The 19045-nt window shown below is 64.1% G+C and carries 20 protein-coding genes; 8 read left to right on the top strand and 12 right to left on the bottom strand.

What is annotated here, in order from left to right; genetic code table 11:
- The first annotated feature begins 63 nt into the window (after positions 1-63).
- Together GRI42_RS11505 and GRI42_RS11500 are read left to right on the top strand one after the other, a co-directional pair.
- On the top strand, positions 64-882 hold the full coding sequence (locus GRI42_RS11505) for a head GIN domain-containing protein (protein ID WP_234033941.1): 819 nt from the start codon (positions 64-66) through the stop codon (positions 880-882).
- A 53-nt stretch (positions 883-935) separates the two neighbouring features.
- A complete protein-coding gene (locus GRI42_RS11500) occupies positions 936-1265 on the top strand; it encodes a hypothetical protein (protein WP_160608624.1) in 330 nt (109 codons plus the stop codon).
- Here GRI42_RS11500 and GRI42_RS11495 read toward each other — a convergent pair.
- Positions 1262-2197, bottom strand: coding sequence for an L-threonylcarbamoyladenylate synthase (locus GRI42_RS11495; protein WP_160608623.1), 936 nt, complete (start codon positions 2195-2197; stop codon positions 1262-1264). The two genes, GRI42_RS11500 and GRI42_RS11495, sit on opposite strands and share 4 nt — an antisense overlap.
- Before the next feature lie 48 nt (positions 2198-2245).
- Here GRI42_RS11495 and GRI42_RS11490 point away from each other — a divergent pair, with 48 nt between their 5' ends.
- The gene (locus GRI42_RS11490; RefSeq protein ID WP_160608622.1) at positions 2246-3985 is read left to right on the top strand and encodes an acyl-CoA dehydrogenase; all 1740 of its coding nucleotides are present in this window, start codon (positions 2246-2248) and stop codon (positions 3983-3985) included.
- Between the two features lie 21 nt (positions 3986-4006).
- Here the strand turns inward: GRI42_RS11490 and GRI42_RS11485 are convergent, their stop codons facing one another.
- The gene (locus GRI42_RS11485) at positions 4007-5458 is read right to left on the bottom strand and encodes a PQQ-dependent sugar dehydrogenase (RefSeq protein ID WP_160608621.1); all 1452 of its coding nucleotides are present in this window, start codon (positions 5456-5458) and stop codon (positions 4007-4009) included.
- 77 nt (positions 5459-5535) lie between these two features.
- Here GRI42_RS11485 and GRI42_RS11480 point away from each other — a divergent pair, with 77 nt between their 5' ends.
- Together GRI42_RS11480 and GRI42_RS14170 are read left to right on the top strand one after the other, a co-directional pair.
- Positions 5536-6018, top strand: a complete 483-nt coding sequence (locus GRI42_RS11480; protein ID WP_160608620.1) for a GAF domain-containing protein — start codon at positions 5536-5538, stop codon at positions 6016-6018.
- 100 nt (positions 6019-6118) lie between these two features.
- A complete protein-coding gene (locus GRI42_RS14170) occupies positions 6119-6865 on the top strand; it encodes a glycine zipper 2TM domain-containing protein (protein WP_325065329.1) in 747 nt (248 codons plus the stop codon).
- Between the two features lie 32 nt (positions 6866-6897).
- Here GRI42_RS14170 and GRI42_RS11470 read toward each other — a convergent pair whose 3' ends face one another.
- The 6 genes from GRI42_RS11470 to GRI42_RS11445 form a co-directional block, all read right to left on the bottom strand.
- A complete protein-coding gene (locus GRI42_RS11470; RefSeq protein ID WP_160608619.1) occupies positions 6898-7836 on the bottom strand; it encodes a ParB/RepB/Spo0J family partition protein in 939 nt (312 codons plus the stop codon).
- Positions 7833-8624: a ParA family protein gene (locus tag GRI42_RS11465; RefSeq protein ID WP_160608618.1), complete on the bottom strand. Its 792-nt coding sequence runs from the start codon at positions 8622-8624 to the stop codon at positions 7833-7835. The genes GRI42_RS11470 and GRI42_RS11465 overlap by 4 nt, the downstream gene beginning before the upstream one ends.
- On the bottom strand, positions 8621-9253 hold the full coding sequence (gene rsmG, locus GRI42_RS11460; protein ID WP_160609194.1) for a 16S rRNA (guanine(527)-N(7))-methyltransferase RsmG: 633 nt from the start codon (positions 9251-9253) through the stop codon (positions 8621-8623). The genes GRI42_RS11465 and rsmG overlap by 4 nt, the downstream gene beginning before the upstream one ends.
- On the bottom strand, positions 9253-11106 hold the full coding sequence (mnmG, locus tag GRI42_RS11455; RefSeq protein WP_160608617.1) for a tRNA uridine-5-carboxymethylaminomethyl(34) synthesis enzyme MnmG: 1854 nt from the start codon (positions 11104-11106) through the stop codon (positions 9253-9255). The genes rsmG and mnmG overlap by 1 nt, the downstream gene beginning before the upstream one ends.
- A 61-nt stretch (positions 11107-11167) precedes the next feature.
- A complete protein-coding gene (mnmE, locus tag GRI42_RS11450; RefSeq protein WP_160608616.1) occupies positions 11168-12442 on the bottom strand; it encodes a tRNA uridine-5-carboxymethylaminomethyl(34) synthesis GTPase MnmE in 1275 nt (424 codons plus the stop codon).
- 14 nt (positions 12443-12456) lie between these two features.
- The gene (locus GRI42_RS11445; RefSeq protein ID WP_160608615.1) at positions 12457-12720 is read right to left on the bottom strand and encodes a DUF6489 family protein; all 264 of its coding nucleotides are present in this window, start codon (positions 12718-12720) and stop codon (positions 12457-12459) included.
- A gap of 114 nt (positions 12721-12834) precedes the next feature.
- Here GRI42_RS11445 and GRI42_RS11440 point away from each other — a divergent pair, with 114 nt between their 5' ends.
- The 3 genes from GRI42_RS11440 to GRI42_RS11430 are packed head-to-tail and all read left to right on the top strand — an operon-like array spanning position 12835 to position 15532.
- Positions 12835-13530: a dienelactone hydrolase family protein gene (locus tag GRI42_RS11440; RefSeq protein ID WP_160608614.1), complete on the top strand. Its 696-nt coding sequence runs from the start codon at positions 12835-12837 to the stop codon at positions 13528-13530.
- 14 nt (positions 13531-13544) lie between these two features.
- Positions 13545-15131 (top strand): FMN-binding glutamate synthase family protein, encoded by a 1587-nt coding sequence (locus GRI42_RS11435; RefSeq protein WP_170290015.1) that lies wholly within the window; start codon positions 13545-13547, stop codon positions 15129-15131.
- The gene (locus tag GRI42_RS11430; RefSeq protein ID WP_160608613.1) at positions 15131-15532 is read left to right on the top strand and encodes a nuclear transport factor 2 family protein; all 402 of its coding nucleotides are present in this window, start codon (positions 15131-15133) and stop codon (positions 15530-15532) included. Before GRI42_RS11435 ends, GRI42_RS11430 begins: the two co-directional genes overlap by 1 nt.
- Positions 15533-15547: 15 nt before the next feature.
- Here the strand turns inward: GRI42_RS11430 and GRI42_RS11425 are convergent, their stop codons facing one another.
- The 4 genes from GRI42_RS11425 to hemE form a co-directional block, all read right to left on the bottom strand.
- Positions 15548-15937, bottom strand: a complete 390-nt coding sequence (locus tag GRI42_RS11425; RefSeq protein WP_160608612.1) for a BLUF domain-containing protein — start codon at positions 15935-15937, stop codon at positions 15548-15550.
- A gap of 45 nt (positions 15938-15982) precedes the next feature.
- Complete coding sequence (rho, locus tag GRI42_RS11420) at positions 15983-17248, bottom strand: transcription termination factor Rho (RefSeq protein WP_160608611.1); 1266 nt, start codon at positions 17246-17248, stop codon at positions 15983-15985.
- Positions 17249-17411: 163 nt separating this feature from the next.
- Positions 17412-17855 carry a CopD family protein gene (locus GRI42_RS11415; protein ID WP_160608610.1) on the bottom strand — a complete coding sequence of 148 codons (444 nt, stop codon included), beginning with the start codon at positions 17853-17855 and terminating at the stop codon, positions 17412-17414.
- Positions 17856-17886: 31 nt separating this feature from the next.
- Positions 17887-18912: a uroporphyrinogen decarboxylase gene (gene hemE, locus GRI42_RS11410; protein WP_160608609.1), complete on the bottom strand. Its 1026-nt coding sequence runs from the start codon at positions 18910-18912 to the stop codon at positions 17887-17889.
- Between the last annotated feature and the right edge of the window lie 133 nt (positions 18913-19045).

The following is a 19045-nucleotide window of genomic DNA, read 5'->3' as shown; positions in this document are numbered from 1 at the left end:
CCCACCCTCTCGCTGTATTATATCGCCAATACGGACTAGCGGGATAGGCAGAGGGAAGGCCGCATGATGATTACCAGGATTCTCAAGGGACTCGCCCCGGTCGCAGCACTGGCGGCGGGCGCACTCCTCGCAGGTTGCGACGGGGTCAACATCCAGATCGGCGATGGCGAAGGCGTGCCGCTGGCGGAACTCGACACGAGCGGCGCCGCGCCGACCGAAATCGTCCTTGCCGCCCCCGACAACGTAATTGTCACCCACGGCGCAGCGCTCGACATCGACGTGACCGGCGACCAGGCGGCCGTGGATGCCATGCGTTTCCACATCGAAAAGGACGCGCTGGCCATCTCGCGCGCCAAGGACAGCGGCAAGGATCTCGGCCGCGCCACCGTGCGCGTCACCATGCCCAGCCTCAAGGCCATGGTCCTTGCCGGTTCGGGCACGATCGAGGCCGATCGCATGGACGATAACGCCGACGTCACGGTGGCCGGATCGGGTTCGGTCAAGGTCGCGAAGATGGACGTCAGCAGCCTCGACGTGACCATCGCCGGTTCCGGCGATTTCGAAGCGACCGGCAGCACGGACAAGCTCGACCTGACCGTTGCCGGCTCGGGCAGCAGCAAGATGGGCGGCCTCAAGGCCGGGTCCGCCGATATCTCGGTGGTCGGATCGGGCGATGCCGAATTCGATTCCGACGGCACGGTTGATGCCAGCATCGTGGGCGCGGGCAGCGTCACCGTGAACGGCAATGCGACCTGCACGGTATCGTCGGTCGGATCGGGCAAGCTGACCTGCAAGGGCGGCACCACCAAATCCAAGGCCCAGGCACCCGAACCGCCGGCAGCACCCGAGGCTCCCGAAGCACCGGAGGCTCCGGAAGGCTAATTCATCGCCTGATAAGGGAAATTCGGCTAGGCGGCGCAGTGAAAGGAATTTCGATGCGCCGCCTGGCCTTTTTTGTGCTTCCCATCGCCGCCCTGGGCACCAGCGCCTGCGTCGGCACTCTCGTCGACGTCGCGACTGCGCCGGTCCGCGTCGTCAGCAAGGGCGTCGACCTTGCCACGACCAGCCAGTCGGAAGCCGACGAGAAGCGCGGCCGCGAAATCCGTCGGCGCGAGGAACAGCTGGCCAAGCTCGAACGCCAGTACGAGAAGCAGCTCGACGAATGTGAGAAGGGCAAGCAACGGTCCTGCAGCAATGCCCGCGACACCTATGCCGAGATGCAGCAGATCCTGCCCACCATCCCGGTCGAACCCGAAGACGACTAGTTCGGAGGCGTCGCCGCCCTACGCAGGCGGTCGTTGATCGCCACGCCTACCCCTTCATGCGGAACAGGTGCGACCGCGATGCGCGGCTTGTCCGACCGCGCACCTTCGTGGAGACAGGCATAGAGGCGTGACGCCGCCTCGATCAGGTCGCCACTTGCCGACAGCGTGCAATCGCCCGCAACCGCGCCGAAGCCGATCAGGAATTCGTCCGGCTGCGCGTCTGCGGCCCCAAGGCGAACGGGCTTGCCCGGCGCGTAATGGCTCGCCAGCTGCCCCGGCGCCTCGATACCGCTGCCGTCCGGGGAAGAGTTGCGCGGCGCGACTTTGACCGGGCCCGGTCGCAGTTCTTCAAGATTGCCGTCCTCGCGTACTGCCACGATGGTCGATTCGAGTCCGGCACGACATTCGCCCGCGTCGAGCACCGCATCGATCCGTCCGTCGAGCGAGGCCAGCACATGGGCCGCGCTGGTCGGGCTGATGAAGCCGCTTCGATTGGCAGAGGGCGCAGCGACGGGCGCACCGGTTTCATTTAGGACCGCGCGCATCACCGGATGATCAGGCATGCGCAGCGCAACGGTCGGGAGGCCTGCAGTGACTGCCGCCGCAAGTCCCGCATCCTCGCGGCGCGGAAGCACGAGTGTCAGAGGTCCGGGCCAGTGCTCTTCTGCCAAGGCCTCCGCTTCGGCGCTGAATTGCGCCAGTTCCCTTGCCTGCTCGATGGTCGAGACATGGACGATCAGCGGGTTGAAGCTGGGGCGCCCTTTCGCCTCGTAAATCCGCGCCACCGCGGCGTCGCAGTCGGCCCGCGCAGCAAGGCCGTAAACCGTCTCTGTCGGCACGGCGACGAGGCCGCCCTCGCGCAGAATCGCAGCCGCGTGGGCGATGCCACCTTCGTCGGCCTGAAGCGTTTCCGTAGCGTATTTGCCGCCCATGCCCGCGCGCTATATCTGACGCTGCAGAAAGCCAAGAGGAATGCACCCGTGACCTACACTCCAGCCACCCAGGACCAGCTGCTCGCCATCCGCGTCAATGCCGGGATCGAGGAGCTGGCGAGAACCGAGAAATTCGCCGCCGCCGAGCCGGACATGGTCGAAGCCATCGTCGAGGGCGTAGGCCAGTTTGCCGCCGGCGAGTTTGCCCCGCTCAACCGTGTGGGCGATCTGGAAGGGGCAAAGCTGGAAAACGGCGTCGTGCGCCTGCCCGAGGGCTATGCCGAAGCTTACGAAGCCTATGTCGAGCAGGGCTGGAACGCGATTGCCTCGCCTGCGGAATTCGGCGGACAGGGCCTACCCTTCACACTTGCCTGCAACGTGCTCGAAAATCTCGGCACGGCGAACATGGCGTTCAACCTGCTCCCGATGCTCAGCGTGGGCGCGATCGAGGCGCTGGAGCATCACGGTTCGGAGGACCTGCAGCAGAAGTACCTGCCGAAGCTGGTGAGCGGCGAATGGTCGGGTACGATGAACCTGACCGAACCGCAGGCCGGCAGCGATGTCGGCGCGCTGCGCGCTACCGCCATGCCGATCGGGGATGGCGAGCATGCCGGCAAGTACCGGATCAAGGGCCAGAAGATCTACATCACCTGGGGCGAGCACGAACTGGCGAAGAACATCATCCACCTCGTCCTTGCGCGCCTGCCCGAGGCGCCCGAGGGCAGCCGCGGTATCTCGCTTTTTGTCGTGCCGAAATATCATGTGAATTCAGACGGTTCGCTCGGTCCGCGCAACGATGTGCGCTGCGTCAGCCTCGAACACAAGCTTGGCATCAATGCCTCGCCCACATGCGTCATGAGCTATGGCGACAATGACGAGTGCATCGGTGAACTGGTCGGCGCACCCAACCGCGGCCTCGCGGCCATGTTCACGATGATGAACAACGCGCGCATCAATGTCGGCAACCAGGGCGTCCAGATCGGCGAGCGCGCGACGCAGCAGGCGCTCGGCTATGCGCGGGACCGCGTGCAGTCGGCCCGCGCAGGCTCGCCCGACAAGAGCCCCGTGGCCATCGTGGAGCACCCCGACGTGCGCCGCATGTTGCTGCGCATGAAGGCGCTGACCGAAGGTGCCCGCGCGCTGCTTTACTACACCGCCGGACAGGTCGATCGCGGCGTTCTGGGCGATGAGGCCGCCCGGGCGCGCGGCGAGGTCCTGACCCCGCTGATCAAGGCATGGGGCACCGATATCGGAACCGAGGTCGCGAGCCTCGGGATCCAGGTCCACGGCGGCATGGGCTTCGTCGAGGAAACCGGCGCGGCCCAGCACTGGCGCGATTCGCGCATCGCCCCGATCTACGAAGGCACCAACGGCATCCAGGCCGCCGATCTCGTCACCCGCAAGCTCGGCCTCGACGGCGGACAGGCGCTGGTATCGCTGACAGCGGATATCGCGCGCGATTGCGCCGACGAACCGGCGCTGGCAGCCCTCGCCAAGGATTGCGCTGCCGTCGCCGCTTGGATGAGCGATGAAGCCAGCCTCGACGACCGTCTAGCCGGTAGCGTGCCCTTCACCACCATGCTCGCCGTGGCTGTCGCAGGCTGGCAGCTGGTGCGCCAGCTTCGCGCGGTGGAAGCGGGCGGTGCGCCGTCGCTTGCCGTCACGAAGCCTGCAAGCGTGCGCTTCTTCCTCGACCGGATCGTGCCGGAGGCTGCGGGCCTGCGGACGTCGGCCATGGCAGGCGCCGAAGCGCTCTACGCGATCGACACCGAAGCCCTGCTCGGCTGACGCAAGTCGCGCGGCGCAACTTTAGTCGGCGGTCACCTGCCGCGCATAATCGTCGCGCCCGAATGTCGCCTCCTGCCCGCGCAGTTCGCGCTGCGGTGGCAAGCGGCGGCCGGTAACCCGCTCGATCGCAGCCTGCGGCTTCGCGCCGGGCGCGCTGACGCGCCAGATGATGCCGGCGGTATCGTCGCTGACGAGGAGCGAGCCGTCGCTCGCCCATTCGACCCAGGTCGGCCGCCCGCGCGTCGTGCCGTCACCCGTCAGGAAGCCGCCGAGGACCTCGATCGGCTGCCCGGTCGGATTGCCGCGATCGTCGAAGGCGACATAGACCACGTCGTAGCCCGAGGGCGGCTTGCGGTTCCACGAACCGTGGCGTGCGATGAAAGCGCCGTTCGAGAACTTGTCGCCCAGCGCAGCCCCTTCGCGGCTGAATACGAGGCCCAGCGCAGCCACGTGGGGCCCGAGTGCATATTCGGGGGTGCGCACGTAGTTGATGTAGCTCGGATAGGGATATTTCACCCGGCGGTCGAAATTGTCGCCGAAATAGACCCAGGGCCAGCCGTACTGCGCGCCGACCGGGACATTGGTGAGATAGTCCGGCACGAGGTCGGAGCCGAGCATGTCGCGCTCGTTCACGGTGGTCCAGAGTTCGCCAGACCACGGGCTGAAGTCGAGGCCGTTGGCATTGCGCAGGCCGCCCGCAAAGACGCGGCGCCTGCCGGTCTCGAGGTTCACTTCCCAGATCAGCGCGCGACCCTCTTCGGCCTCCATGCCCTTGTCGGCGATGTTCGTATCGGAACCGACCGCGATGTAGAGGCGGTCGCCTTCGGGGTGGAGCGCAAGGTTGCGCATCCAGTGCCCGCCGGCGGGCGCCAGATCGGTGATCTTGCGCGGATCGCCGGATACGCCGTCAGCGCCCAGCTCATAAGGATAGGCCAGGACCTCGTCGTGATTGGCGACGTAGAGCGTGCCGTCGCCCCATGCGAGGCCCGAAGGTGAATCGAGCCCGTCGAGCAGCACCTTGCGCGTCTCGGCAACCCCGTCGCCATCGCCATCGCGCAGCAGCACGACCTGGTTGGGCGATTCGCCACCCGCACCGGCGCGGTTCATCAGCAAGTCCGCAATCCATGCGGTAATCCCACCCTCGTCCTTGGCAGGAGCGCGGGTCAGCGAGACGAGGATATCGCCGTTGGGCAGCGCCTGCACCGTTCGCGGGTGCTCGAGCCCCTCGGCGAAGCGGTTGACGGCCAGACCTTCTGCGGCATCCGGCGCTTCGCCCTCTGCCCAGCCCACCGGCTCGGCGATGGCGACTGTCGGGAAGGATTCCGCATCGGGTTCGTCAAGACGCGGATCGGTGCCGACCACCTCGTCGAACGGAATATCGGCCGTATCCCCGCGCGAGAGGAAATAGAACGCGATTGCAAGGATCGCGACGATGACGAGAAGGGCGATGCCCAGCTTCTTGAGAATGCTCATGATGCAGGCGATACGACAGGCCCGCCGCGCTCGCAACGCCCCTTGCAAGCGCGGCTCTTTCGCCTAGATCGCTCGACATGTTCGATTTCCGCCCCGCCCCGGATTGCCCCAAGCCCGAAGCCTATCGCCAGCTGGTCGATGCCGCCGACGCGTTGACGTCGAGTGAGCCCGACGCAGTGGCGAACATGGCGAATATCGCTGCCTTGCTGTGGGATTTCCTGCCCGACCTCAACTGGGCGGGTTTCTACCGCATGGTCGAGGGCGAACTGGTGCTCGGCCCCTTCATGGGCCGCCCGGCCTGCATCCGCATCCCGCTGGGAAGCGGCGTATGCGGGGCCGCGGCACAAAGCGGCGAAACGCAGCTGGTCGAGGATGTCCACGCCTTCCCCGGACACATCGCCTGCGATGCGATCACGAATTCGGAACTCGTCGTGCCGGTCATGCGTGACGGCGAGGTTATCGCCGTCATCGATCTCGACAGCCCCTCCAAGGCTCGCTTCGACCAGGACGACCGCGCGGGAATCGAGCGTTTGGCAGAAATCCTCGCCAGCCGGATCTGATTCTGCCCCGAAAGGGGACGCAGGTGCAGCTTTTTTGCCGGTCGTGCGTGCGGGTGATAGTTTCGCCCGTAATCGCCAATCCCCGCGTGGAGCGCCTGTCATGAACCGCACCGCCCTAGCCCTTGCCGGCCTTGCTACCATTTCCGGCGTTCCTGCCCTCGCACAGGAGGCCAAGCCGGCCGAACGGGTCATCGAGATCGAGGAGCGGGTCATGCTCCCCGCCGAAGCCGTCACTCCCCAGGGCGAACCGGTAGTTATCGAGCGGATCATCATCCGCCGCGATCCGGCCCAGGCAGGCGCGGACTGGGTGCAGCAGGACGGGACCGTCCACCGGTTCCACACCATGCCTGCAAATACCGTACGTTCAATGACTTATGTTCCATCTGGCGGTGCCGGCGCCTTCCCGGTTCCGCCAGGTGGACGCATCGTCCAGTTCGATCGCGCCGCCTGGCTTGCCGAGTGCCGCGACCGGCTCTCGACCTATGACGACGACAAGCGCGGAGAAGTTATCGGTGCGCTGGCGGGCGCTGCATTGGGCGGCGTCCTCGGCAACCGCATCGCGGGTCGCGGAAATCGCACGCTCGGCACCGTCGCCGGGGTGGTCGCAGGCGGGCTGGCCGGCGCCGCTATCGGCGATGCGGTAGAGGGCGATCCGCAACCTTCGGCCGAGGCTTATGGTGAATGCGAAGCCTATCTCGACGATTACATGGCTAGCGCACAGTCGGGCGCGCTGAGCGGGGCCCCTGCCTATTACGGACAGGAATACATGCTGGTGCCTGTCACGGTGACCGTCCCGCAAAGGGCAGTTTACCGCGAAGTAGAGGTCGAGGTCGAAACCAAGGAATAAAACGGAACGGACGTCACAGCGTCCGTTCCGGTTCAGATATCGCCGCCGGTCAGGCGCTGGCAGATAAGGTCCAGCTGGTCGAGCGTGCGATAGCGGATCGTCACCGTACCGGTATTCGGCGTCCCGTCGGTCCTGATCTGCACCGGCAGTCCGAGAAATTCCTCCAGATGCCCCTGCACTGCCGCGATATCGGCATCGGTTTCGGCTTCGGGAACGCTGGGACGTGACTTGCGCGGTTTGGCAGAAGCCCCGCCCTTGCGCGCCAGTTTCTCGACTTCGCGGACCGAAAGACCTTCCTTCACTGCGCGCGAGGCGAGTTCCGACGCACCCTCGTTGCCGATTAGCGCGCGGGCATGGCCCATGGAAAGCCTGCCGTTCGCAAGCAGGGCGAGGACGTCTTCCGGAAGAGCCAGCAGGCGCTGGAGATTGGCGACGTGGCTGCGCGACTTGTCGACGAGGCCAGCGATTTCCGCCTGGGTCATCCCCTCGTCATCGGCAAGCTTCTGATATGCCCGCGCTTCTTCCAGCGGATTGAGATCTTCGCGCTGGAGGTTTTCGATCAGCGCCAGCGCCAGAACCTCGCGCTGGTCGAGATCGCGGATAATGGCGGGTATCTGGTGGAGCCTTGCGCGCTGCGCCGCGCGCCAGCGACGTTCGCCGGCAACGAGGCGATAACGCCCTCCGCTTCGCGGCGTGACGATGATGGGCTGGATAACGCCGCGCTGGGCGATCGAGGCGGCAAGCTCGTCCAGCGCATCGCTGTCGAAATGGGTACGCGGCTGCCCGGGCAGCGGCTCGATATCCGCAACCGGAATACTGGCGAGCCCGGATGTGGCTTGAGCAGGCGTCGAACCGGTTAAATCACTGCTTTCGCTCGAGGAATTGACTAGCGGCTCTTCGCGCTGGACCTCGCCCAGAAGCGCGCCGAGGCCACGGCCAAGTTTCTTCTTGCGGTCGATAGCTTGGCTCATGCGGCCTTCCTTCTTTCGGGCAGGCGTCCGATCAGCTCGCGCGCCAATCCGATGTAGGCGCGGCTGCCGGGACAATTGTGGTCGTAGACGAGCGCGGGCATCCCATGGCTCGGCGCTTCCGACAGGCGGACATTGCGCGGAATGACGTTTTCGAAAACCAGATTGCCGAGACAATCGCGAACATCGTCCGCCACCTGGTCGGTCAGGCGGTTGCGACGGTCGAACATCGTCAGCGCAACGCCGACAATGCCGAGATCGGGATTGAATCGCTGCTGTACCCGCTCCACCGTCTGCAAAAGCTGGCTGAGGCCTTCCAGGGCGAAAAATTCGCACTGCAGGGGCACAAGCAGCGTGTCCGCCGCGCCCAAGGCATTCAGCGTCAACAGGCCCAGCGAAGGCGGGCAATCGATGAAACAGATGTCGTATCCGGCGAAACCACCCTTCCCGGCCTGGGCCAAGGCCTTGGACAGGCGCGCGGTGCGATCTTCCACCGAGACGAGTTCAACCTCGGCACCGGACAGGTCCTGGGTTGCCGGCACGATATCCAGCCCCGGAATTTCCGTCGGCTGGGCGCACTGCGCCAGCGAGGCCTCTTCTAGAAGCAGGTCATAACTTGTGTATTCGCGCGCCGAACCCTCGATCCCCATCCCCGTCGAAGCGTTTCCTTGCGGGTCCAGGTCGATGAGCAGGGTTTTCCAGCCGGTGGCAGCCATCGCAGTTGCGATATTGATGGCGGTTGTGGTTTTGCCCACCCCGCCCTTCTGGTTGGCAATTGCGACGGTAATCATTGCTTTTCCCTCACTTTGCCCCTGCCAAGGACGATCCCAGCCTCGCTATCCGTAACAGATTGTTCCACGTGGAACATGTTTCGGAGCGTTTTTGGAAGTTCCTGCACTTCCTGCGCTGCCGACCGGCCCTTGGGCAACACCCAATGCGTCCGCTCTGTGGAGAAGCGTGCGGATAACCGGAGGAGTTTCGGCAGCGGAGCGAAGGCTCGTGCTGAAATCACGCCTGCCGGAAAACTTTCGACCAGTTCCAAGCGGCCGCCTTCGGTGCGACAGTTCGCAAGACCCAGTTCGTTGATCATCCGCTCAAGCCAGGCGACTCGCAATTTGCGCGATTCGACGAGAACAACTTCCAGGTCAGGGCAGAGGGCTGCGATGACCAGCCCCGGAAGGCCCGCCCCCGTCCCAAGGTCCAGCCACGGTCCCGATGTTTCACGTGGAACATGGTCGAGAAGCTGGGCCGAATCGGCAAAGTGCCGCGACCACATGCTGTCGAGCGAGGCCTTTGCCACGAGGTTCTGGCGCTCGTTTTCCTGCGCAAGTGCGTCACCGAGACGTTCCAGCCGCTCGATTGCCGCTGCGTCAGCGAAGCGCGCAACAAATTCTCGAGCCTCGGATTCGCCGCGGATTATCATGCCGCAACCCCCTGTGCCCGCTTCACATGCACGAGCAGTGCCGCAAGCGCAGATGGAGTAACGCCGGGCACGCGGCCCGCCGCGGCGAGAGAGGCAGGACGAGCCGCCGACAGTCGCTCGACCATTTCGTTGGAAAGTCCCGGAACCGCGGCATAGGTGAAGCTGTCAGGAATGCGCAGATTTTCACCCGCCCGCAGTTCGCGCAGCTCCGCATCCTGCCGCTCCAGATAGGGCGCATAGAAGGCGTCTTCCGCCATCTCTATGGCGAGCGGATCGGCCGGATCCAGGCCCTCAACAAGATCGGCGAGGCTGCCGATTGAAACGTGACCGCCGCGAAGCCATTCGGCTGCTGGACGGGTCCCCATGTCGAGACGCACCGTGCTGCCTTCATCCGTCAGCGCGCGCGCAGATATCGGGGTGTCGAGCAAATTCTGGATGACATGCTGGCGCTCGCCACGGCGGGCAAACCATTCACGGCGCTCCTCCCCGATAAGACCTGCGGTAAGCCCGAGTGGGGTAAGGCGTGTGTCTGCGTTGGCAGCGCGTAGCCGCAAGCGATACTCCGCGCGCGCGGTGAGCATGCGATAGGGTTCGGTGACGCCCTGAAGCGTGAGATCGTCGACCATCACCGCGATGTAGGAATTCGAGCGGTCCAACTTGGCACTCTCACGTCCAAGAACGGCAGCTGCCGCCTCCATGCCGGCCACCAGTCCCTGCGCGGCGGCCTCTTCGTATCCCGTGGTCCCGTTAATCTGCCCCGCGCAGTAGAGGCCGGGCATGTCCCGAACCTCCAGCGTGGAGCGGAGGGCGCGCGGGTCAATATGGTCGTACTCGACCGCATAGCCCGGAACCTCCATCTCAACCCGCTCGAGGCCTTCCATGGCGCGAAGCATGCCGAGTTGCACATCGGTCGGAAGCGATGTGCTGATACCATTGGGATAGACTAGGTGCGTCGATAGCCCTTCCGGTTCCAAGAAGACCTGGTGGCCATCCCTGTCGCCGAATCGGTGGATCTTGTCCTCGATGGAAGGGCAATAGCGCGGCCCCGCCGCACCGATTGCACCGGAAAACAGCGGCGAACGGTCGAGATTGGCCCGGATGAGGTCGTGTGCCCGTTCATTGGTGCGCGTGATCGCACAGAACACCTGCGGATTGACCCTCCCTTCCGAAAGGGACGACATCGTCCACATCTCGCCATCGGACGGCTGCTCTTCCAGCCGCGCCCAGTCGATCGTGCGCCCGTCGAGACGTGGCGGGGTGCCGGTCTTGAGGCGAGCCATCGGCAAGGCAGCATCGCGCAATTGGGCGGCAAGGCGATGGGCAGCGTTCTCGCCGATCCGTCCGCCTTCGAACCGTTCCTCGCCGCGAAACAGCGTGCCTCCCAGGAAAGTCCCGGTGCAGAGAATAACTGCAGCACTTTCCAGCGCAGACCCGTCGGCAAGTTCGAGACCGGTGACGCGGCCATTCGAGAGCCTCAGAGCCGCAGCCTCGCCCTCGACAAGGGTAAGGTTATCCTGCCGCGCCACGATGTCCTGCACCCCCGCATGGAAAAGTCGGCGGTCGGCCTGGATACGCGGCCCCCAAACGGCGCTTCCCTTCGAGCGGTTGAGCATCCTGTAATGGATTGCCGCTGCGTCGGCAGCACGCCCGATCACCCCGTCAAGCGCATCGACCTCGCGGACGAGGTGGCCCTTGCCTAGTCCGCCAATCGCGGGGTTGCAGCTCATCGCGCCGATCTTGGACAGGTCGAAACTCACCAACGCGGTGCGTGCGCCCATGCGCGCCGAGGCACAGGCGGCCTCGACGCCGGCATGGCCGCCGCCGATAACGATGACTTCGAAGGACTGCATGGTAGGGCCGATAATTGCCTTTGTGCGCAGCGTCAAAGGCGAAGATGTTCCACGTGAAACACTACTTCCCGATGCAGAAGCGGCCGAACAGGGCATCGAGCACATCTTCTGTCGAATGCCGGCCGAGCAAGCGGTCAAGCGAACGCCGCGCAATTCGCAATCTTTCGCCGATCAGCAGGAGGTCCTCGTCCGCCGAAATGCCTCCGATTGCATCATGGGCATCCGAAAGCGATTCCGCCTGTCTTTGGTTGAATGCGGCAAGGCCGGGCTTGGGAAGCAATTGGCGAGCACGCTGGACCAGGTCTGCGATCAGTGCCTCGACACCCTCGCCCGTCTGCGCCGATACGTAATGCGCAGCATTCGACTTGGCCGCCCCTTCAATATCGCTCTTGGACGAAATCTCGAGCGACCCGGCCGGCCCCTGCCCCTCATCGCCCAGCCACAGGATGATATCCGAGCGATCGAGTTCACGCCTTGCGCGGTCTATGCCGATACTTTCGATGGAGCCGGCACCACTTTCCCGTAATCCAGCTGTATCGACGAGGATGAACGGCACCCCTCCGAAGGCGACCGGACGCTCGATCACGTCGCGGGTCGTTCCCGCCTCTTCCGAGACGATAGCTGCTCCCTCGTCAAGCAAAGCGTTGAAAAGCGAAGATTTGCCAGCATTGGGCGGGCCGGCAAAAACCACCCTGATCCCGTCGCGCAGGCGCTCTGCACGGGGGGCATCGAGGGCTGCGCGCCAATCGGCTGCCAGCGATGCCGCCGCATCGGTGAATTCGGGCGGAAGCGCCTCCACATCGCCCTCGTCCGAGAAATCGAGCGCGGCCTCGACCTGGGCGGAAAGGCCCAGCAGGCGATCGCGCCAGCCTTCGACCTGTCGGGAAAGCTGCCCCCCCGCCGACGCCTCCGCCGCGCGGCGCTGCAATTCGGTTTCCGCGGCCAGGAGATCGGCAAGACCTTCGGCCTCCGCCAGATCGACCACCCCATTGGCGAAGGCGCGCCTCGTAAACTCGCCCGGGTCCGCGCGGCGCAAGCCCTCCATCGCGCCAAGCGCGCGTTCGATCGCCGCAACGACTGCCCTGCCCCCGTGACAGTGGATTTCGGCAAGGTCCTCGCCTGTCGCGGTTCGAGGGCCGTCGAAAAACAGGACCAGCGCCCTGTCGAGCACTCCGCCCTCGCCGTCCTTCAGCGTGCGCAACGAGGTGGTACGCGGAGCAGGTAGGCTTCCCGCTAGGCGTTCAAGCGCCCCCGCCGCAGCCGGGCCGCTGATGCGGATCACGCCGATGGCGGCGGGCGGCGACCCGCTGGAGAGCGCGAATATCGTGTCGGTCACTGGCGGCGCTGGACTCAGTCGTCGGACGGCTTATCCGCCTTGGAGGAAGTGCGCGCGGCATTGGCGCCTTCCATGAAGCTCTGGAACAGCTTGAAGCCGGCCTGGCCCATGGGAGCGAGCTGCTTGGCATATTCCTGCAGCTGGTCAGTGTTGGACACGCCCTTCATCGCCTTCGACATCATGTCGACATAGACAGCGTTCGCCTTCCCCACGTCGGGCAGGCCCATGAAGGTCCGCGCCTCCTCCGGCGTGCAGTCGATTTCGATATGGACCTTCATCGCGTTTCCTCCGTTGAGTGCTGGAGCGCACTTCTGGTGTCTGACACTATCTGGGTTTGCCAGCCCCGCACCGCAAGCGCTAGGCCTGCAATCGATCAAGGGAGAGAATATGCAATGAGCGAGATGGTCAGCATTTCCACACTGGACGGCGAGAACAGCTTCAACGCCTATGTCGCGCGCCCGCAAGGCACCCCGCGTGCCGCCATCGTGGTCATCCAGGAAATCTTCGGCGTGAATGCCGGCATCCGTCGCAAGTGCGACAAGCTGGCCGAAGATGGCTACCTCGCCGTGGCTCCCGACCTTTTCTGGCAGTTCGAGGATGGTATCGAGCTCGATCCCGATATTGAGGCGGAAATGGGCAAGGCTTTGGATTTATTCGGCAAATTCGACCAGGATCAGGGCGTCCGCGATATCGAGGCGGCAATCAAGTATGCGCGTTCACAGGGCTGCGCCAAGGTCGGCGCGGTCGGCTACTGCCTCGGCGGACGGCTTGCCTACATGACCGCGGCGCGCACCGACAGCGATGCCTCGGTCGGCTATTACGCGGTCGGGATCGACAATCTGCTGCGCGAAAAGCACGCCATCGCCAATCCGCTGATGCTTCACATTCCGACCGAAGACGGCTTCGTCGACAAGGCGACGCAGAAAGCCATGCATGACGGGCTGGGCGACCATCCCAAGGTCAAGCTGCATGATTACGAAGGGCTGGATCACGGTTTCGCGACCGAATTCGGCAAGCGCCGCAGCGAAGAGGCGGCCCAGCTGGCCGATTCGCGCACCAGCGCCTTCTTTGCCGAACATCTCGGCTGAGCCGGACGCGGGGCGTGGACAGGCTTCCCTTCCGCTACATCATCCCGGTCGCCCTGTACGTGCTGGTCGGCGCGGCCTGGGTCTTCGAACCGGCGCGCTGGACCTTGTGGATCCTCCTGCCTGGCCTCCTCCTCGCAATATGGGATTTTGCACAGGAAAAACATACTCTTAGGAGAAATTACCCGCTCGTCGCCCGGATCAGATGGGTAATGGAAGACCTGCGCCCCTTTGCGCAATCCTATATCGTGGAAGACGATCTGGAGGGGCGCCCCTTCAGCCACCAGGCGCGCGCCCTGGTCTATGCGCGGGCCAAGGGCGATCTCGATTCGCATCCGATGGGCACCGAACTCGACGTCTATTCAGACGAATACGAGTGGGTGGGACATTCTATTGCCCCGTCGCGCGACACACCCGAGGAATGGCGGGTCACCGTGGGTGAGAAGACCTGCGCGAAACCCTATTCCTCCTCGCTGCTCAATATCTCGGCGATGAGCTTCGGTTCGCTGTCTGCGAAAGCGATCGAGGCCCTCAATGCCGGAGCGAAACTCGGCAATTTCGCGCATAACACCGGCGAAGGATCGATCAGCAAGTACCACCGCGAACCGGGCGGCGACCTTATCTGGGAGCTGGGCAGCGGCTATTTCGGCGCGCGCGCAAAGGATGGCCGCTTTGATCCCGAGCAGTTCCGCGACAATGCCGCAAGCGATCAGGTCAAGATGATCGAATTGAAGCTGAGCCAGGGCGCCAAGCCCGGCCACGGCGGCGTGTTGCCCGGCGTAAAGGTCACGCCCGAAATCGCCGAGGCGCGCGGCGTACCTGTCGGCGAGACTGTCACTTCGCCGGCAGCCCATCCCGAATTCGATACGCCGATCGAACTGCTGGAATTCGTGACGCGCCTGCGCGACCTGTCAGGCGGCAAGCCCACCGGCATCAAGCTGTGCGTCGGCCAGCCACACGAGATTTTCGCCATCGGCAAGGCCATGATCGAAACCGGAATGCATCCCGATTTCGTCACGGTGGACGGTGCCGAAGGCGGTACGGGAGCTGCCCCGCTCGAACTGAGCAATTCGGTCGGCATGCCGCTGCGCGAAGGGCAGATTTTCGTGCGCAACATGCTGGTCGGTACAGAATTTCGCGACAAGGTGAAGATTGCGACCTCCGGCAAGATCCATTCGGGCGCCCAGATGGCCAAGAGCTTCGCCCTGGGTGCGGACTGGTGCAATGCCGCGCGGCCCTTCATGTTCTCGCTCGGCTGCGTCCAGTCGATGAACTGCCACAAGGGCACCTGCCCCACCGGCATTGCCACGCAGGATGCCTGGCGCCAGCGCGGCCTGGTGGTCGAGGACAAGGCGCCGCGCGTCGCCCGTTTCCAGCGCCAGACGCTGCACGCGCTGAAGGAAATCACCATCGCCATGGGCCTCGACAATCCCTGGCAGATGCAGCCGATGGATATGCGCGAGCGCATCAACGGCGCGCGCTCGGACGCGTTCGACAAGATCTACTATTTCGCGGAACCTGGCGTATTGCTGGACAAGCCGTCCTCGACCCCCCTCGCCCGCCACTGGGAAGCGGCGCGGGCCAACAGTTTCAGGAGACATTGATGAGTGCGAAACAAGGCCTCGCGCGCTGGCACAAGGTTATCGAGAACGGGTCCGATCCGGCCGAGCTAGCAGCGATCATGCGGCCCGATGCGGTGTTCCATTCGCCGGTCGTCCATACGCCGCAGGAAGGGCGCGATATCGTCGTCGCCTATCTGTCTGCCGCGGGCCAGACGCTGGGTAACGACAGCTTCACCTATGTCCGCGAACTGGTGGACGGAGAGAACGCCATGCTCGAATTCACCACCGAGATGGACGGCATCAAGGTCAACGGCATCGACCTCATCCGTTTCGACGAGGAAGGCCTGATTGCCGATTTCAAGGTCATGGTCCGCCCGCTCAAGGCGGTGAACAAGGTCTGGGAAATGATGGCCGCCCAGCTCGAAAGGCAAAAGGCCGGCTGAAACAGCACCTGCGGCTCAAGCGCGCAGGAAATCCTCGACCAGCCCTAGCACCAGGTTACCGTCCGGTTTTCCGGCCAGTTCCTCGCGCAGCTGGTCGATGGCTGGCGGACCGGTGAAGTTGATCAGCCGCTTCATCGCCCAGTCGGGAAACCAGGGTTCCTGCGCCCCTTCGTCATAGACGATGACCAGGTCGGCATGGCGGGGATCACGCTCGATCTCGGCGAGGAGGCCTTCGACTTCCAGCGGCGGCCCTTCGAGGAATTGCAGGAACCGTTCGCCATCGTGCAGCAGGAAACCGGTGATCCCGCGCGCAGGATTGCGGCGGTTGGAGGTGTCGATGATGTTGAACACCTCGGCGGTGGCAACACCTGCAGCGATGGTGCTGCGATAGACAATCCTCTTCACAAGCCCCCCACCCGGCAGGGCTTTCCTGCCGGGCGCCCCTTTTCCTTACTGGTTCATATTGGCGAAGAAGTCCTCGTTGGTCTTGGAATCCTTCATCTTGTCGAGCAGGAATTCCATCGCGTCGACCGTGCCCATCTGCATGAGGATACGGCGCAGGACCCACATCTTCGACAGCTTGTCCTTCTCAACCAGCAGCTCTTCCTTGCGGGTGCCGGACTTGCCGACATCCAGCGCCGGGAAGATGCGCTTGTCCGCAACCTTGCGGTCGAGGACGATTTCCGAGTTACCGGTACCCTTGAATTCTTCGAAGATGACTTCGTCCATGCGACTGCCGGTATCGATCAGCGCGGTGGCGATGATGGACAGCGAACCGCCTTCCTCGATGTTGCGCGCTGCACCGAAGAAGCGCTTCGGGCGCTGCAGTGCATTGGCGTCGACACCGCCGGTCAGCACCTTGCCCGAGCTGGGCACCACGGTGTTGTAGGCGCGGCCGAGACGCGTGATCGAGTCGAGCAGGATGACGACGTCGTGCTTGTGCTCGACGAGACGCTTGGCCTTTTCGATGACCATTTCGGCGACCTGCACGTGGCGGTTGGCCGGCTCGTCGAAGGTCGAGGAGATGACCTCGCCCTTCACGCTGCGCTGCATGTCGGTGACTTCTTCCGGACGCTCGTCGACGAGCAGGACCAGCAGAAAGACTTCCGGGTGGTTGTCGGTGATCGCCTTGGCGATGTTCTGCAGCAGCACGGTCTTACCGGTGCGCGGCGGTGCGACGATCAGCGCGCGCTGGCCCTTGCCCTGCGGCGAGATGATGTCGATCACGCGGGCCGACTTGTCCTTGACCGTTGGATCGAGCGTGTCGAGCGTCAGCTTCTCTTCGGGATAGAGGGGCGTGAGGTTGTCGAAATTGGTGCGGTGACGCACCGCATCCGGATCGTCGAAATTGACCTGGTAGAGCTTGGTCAGGGCGAAATAGCGCTCGCCCTCCTTGGGGGCGCGGATTTCGCCTTCGACGGTATCGCCCGTGCGCAGGCCCCATTTGCGGACCTGGTTGGGCGAGACGTAGATATCGTCGGGACCGGCAAGGTAGTTTGCCTCGGGGCTGCGCAGGAAGCCGAAGCCGTCCTGCAGCACCTCGATGGTGCCGATACCCATGATTTTTTCTTCGTATTCTTCGTCTTCGGCGAGCTCACGAAGGATGCAGAACATCAGGTCCTGCCGGCGCATGGTCGATGCGCCTTCAACGCCCAGTTCCTCGGCCATTGCCACGAGGTCTGCGGGCGTTTTCGCTTTCAAGTCTTTGAGATGCATAAATTTTACTCGATAAATCTGGAAATGGCCGGCGGGTCGGTGTGGGCTTGGGGAAAGCGGACCCGGCGCCATCAGTCATGCGGTGCCATTTGCCGGTGATGGGTGTGAAATAGGACTGCGTCCGCGCGCCGTCAATCGGCAAACGCGGCTACCGGACCCCCGCTCAGAACGGCCGGACGACCACCAGCACGACGATGAAGGCGAGCAGAATGCCCGGCACCTCGCCATAGACGCGCAGCTGCTTCTCGGTAAGCGGACGTTCCCCGCGGGCCATTGCCTTGGACCGGGCGACCATTATGCCGTGATAGCCGGTCAGCACGATCACGAGCAGCAGCTTTGCATGGAACCAGCCAAGGCTGAACGCGCCGCTCTGCATGGCCAGCAGCAGGCCGAGCACCCAGACCACGATCAGGCTGGGGGTGAGGATGATCTTGCGCAGCAGGCCCATGCGCTTCGCCCACAGCGCCTCTTCTTCCGATCCGGCCGCGGCATCGTGACAGTAGATCATCTGGCGCGGCAGCATGAACAGGCCTGCCATCCAGAAGACCATGAAAATGATGTGCCCGGACTTGAGCCAGAGATAGGTCATCGCAAGAACGTCCTGCATGGGTTCGATCTAGTCATTGCGCGGCGCTTCGTCACCCCTGCCAGCCGCGCACGGTGGCAATCAGCCGCTCGACGTTTTCGATCGGCGTGCGCCGGTCGATCCCGTGGCCGAGGTTGAAGACATGGGGGCGGTCCGAAAAAGCCTCGAGGATTGCCTTGATGCGCCCTTCGAGGGCCTGACTACCCGAAAGCAGCAAAAGCGGGTCCAGATTGCCCTGTACGGCCATTCCGGCAGGCAATTCGCGCGCGACCCACAGCGGATCGAGCGTTTCGTCCACGCCGACCGCCTTCACGCCCGTCTCGCGGGCATAGGCGGGCAGCTTCTCGCCCGAACCCTTGGGGAAGCCGATCACCGGCGTGTCGGGATGGCGCTGTGCCAGTGCAGCAACGATCGCGGCATTGGGCGCGATGACCCAGCGTTCGAACTCGTCGGGCGCAAGGCTGCCGGCCCAGGAATCGAACAACTGCACCGCTTCGGCACCCGCCTCGATCTGGCCGGAAAGATATTCGACCGTTTCGCCGACGATGGCATCGATGATCGCCTGCAGCTTGCCCGGATCGCGATAGGCGAGCGCGCGGGCATCGTGCTGGTCGCGGCTGCCCTCGCCTGCGACCATGTAGGTGGCGACGGTCCAGGGACTTCCGGCAAAGCCCAGCATGGTGACGCCTTCAGGCAGGCGCTGACGGCAAAGGCGCACGGTCTGGTAGATCGGCTCGTAGCGCGAATGGTCGACCTTCAGCCCTTCGAGCGCGGCATCGACCAGCGGCGGCGAGAGCTTGGGACCTTCGCCGGCGAGGAATTCGAGATGCTGGCCCATGGCGTGCGGCACGATCAGGATATCGGAGAACAGGATCGCCCCGTCGAAGCCGAACCGGTCGATCGGCTGGAGCGTGATCTCGCACGCCGCCTCGCTGTCATAGGCCATGGCGAGGAAGCCGCCCTTCTCGGCGCGCAGGGCGCGGTATTCGGGAAGGTACCGACCAGCCTGGCGCATGAGCCAGAGCGGCACCTTGTCCGCGCGCTTGCCGTTCAAAGTGTCGAGCAGGAGGCCGGGCATCGAGAGAGAGTCCAATCCAATAAAAATGATTATTATAAGAGTTGAAGGAGTCTGTTGGCCCTGTGGATAATGGGCATAGCGGCCCCCTGCCTCATTTCTCCAGCAAGGGAAAGGGCGAGGGGCGGATTGCGAC

It is taken from the genome of Qipengyuania gaetbuli (assembly GCF_009827315.1).
Taxonomy (GTDB): domain Bacteria; phylum Pseudomonadota; class Alphaproteobacteria; order Sphingomonadales; family Sphingomonadaceae; genus Qipengyuania; species Qipengyuania gaetbuli.
The sequence above is the reverse complement of the archived record's forward strand: the minus strand, read 5'-3'. Positions and strand labels throughout refer to the sequence as shown.

Bases quoted from the DNA above. Each gene is read 5' to 3' on its own strand.
- GRI42_RS11505 (WP_234033941.1), top strand. From the start codon at position 64: ATGATGATTACCAGGATTCTCAAGGGACTCGCCCCGGTCGCAGCACTG.
- GRI42_RS11500 (WP_160608624.1), top strand. From the start codon at position 936: ATGCGCCGCCTGGCCTTTTTTGTGCTTCCCATCGCCGCCCTGGGCACC.
- GRI42_RS11495 (WP_160608623.1), bottom strand. From the start codon at position 2,197: ATGGGCGGCAAATACGCTACGGAAACGCTTCAGGCCGACGAAGGTGGC.
- GRI42_RS11485 (WP_160608621.1), bottom strand. From the start codon at position 5,458: ATGAGCATTCTCAAGAAGCTGGGCATCGCCCTTCTCGTCATCGTCGCG.
- GRI42_RS11480 (WP_160608620.1), top strand. From the start codon at position 5,536: ATGTTCGATTTCCGCCCCGCCCCGGATTGCCCCAAGCCCGAAGCCTAT.
- GRI42_RS14170 (WP_325065329.1), top strand. From the start codon at position 6,119: ATGAACCGCACCGCCCTAGCCCTTGCCGGCCTTGCTACCATTTCCGGC.
- GRI42_RS11470 (WP_160608619.1), bottom strand. From the start codon at position 7,836: ATGAGCCAAGCTATCGACCGCAAGAAGAAACTTGGCCGTGGCCTCGGC.
- GRI42_RS11465 (WP_160608618.1), bottom strand. From the start codon at position 8,624: ATGATTACCGTCGCAATTGCCAACCAGAAGGGCGGGGTGGGCAAAACC.
- mnmG (WP_160608617.1), bottom strand. From the start codon at position 11,106: ATGCAGTCCTTCGAAGTCATCGTTATCGGCGGCGGCCATGCCGGCGTC.
- GRI42_RS11445 (WP_160608615.1), bottom strand. From the start codon at position 12,720: ATGAAGGTCCATATCGAAATCGACTGCACGCCGGAGGAGGCGCGGACC.
- GRI42_RS11440 (WP_160608614.1), top strand. From the start codon at position 12,835: ATGAGCGAGATGGTCAGCATTTCCACACTGGACGGCGAGAACAGCTTC.
- GRI42_RS11430 (WP_160608613.1), top strand. From the start codon at position 15,131: ATGAGTGCGAAACAAGGCCTCGCGCGCTGGCACAAGGTTATCGAGAAC.
- rho (WP_160608611.1), bottom strand. From the start codon at position 17,248: ATGCATCTCAAAGACTTGAAAGCGAAAACGCCCGCAGACCTCGTGGCA.
- GRI42_RS11415 (WP_160608610.1), bottom strand. From the start codon at position 17,855: ATGCAGGACGTTCTTGCGATGACCTATCTCTGGCTCAAGTCCGGGCAC.
- hemE (WP_160608609.1), bottom strand. From the start codon at position 18,912: ATGCCCGGCCTCCTGCTCGACACTTTGAACGGCAAGCGCGCGGACAAG.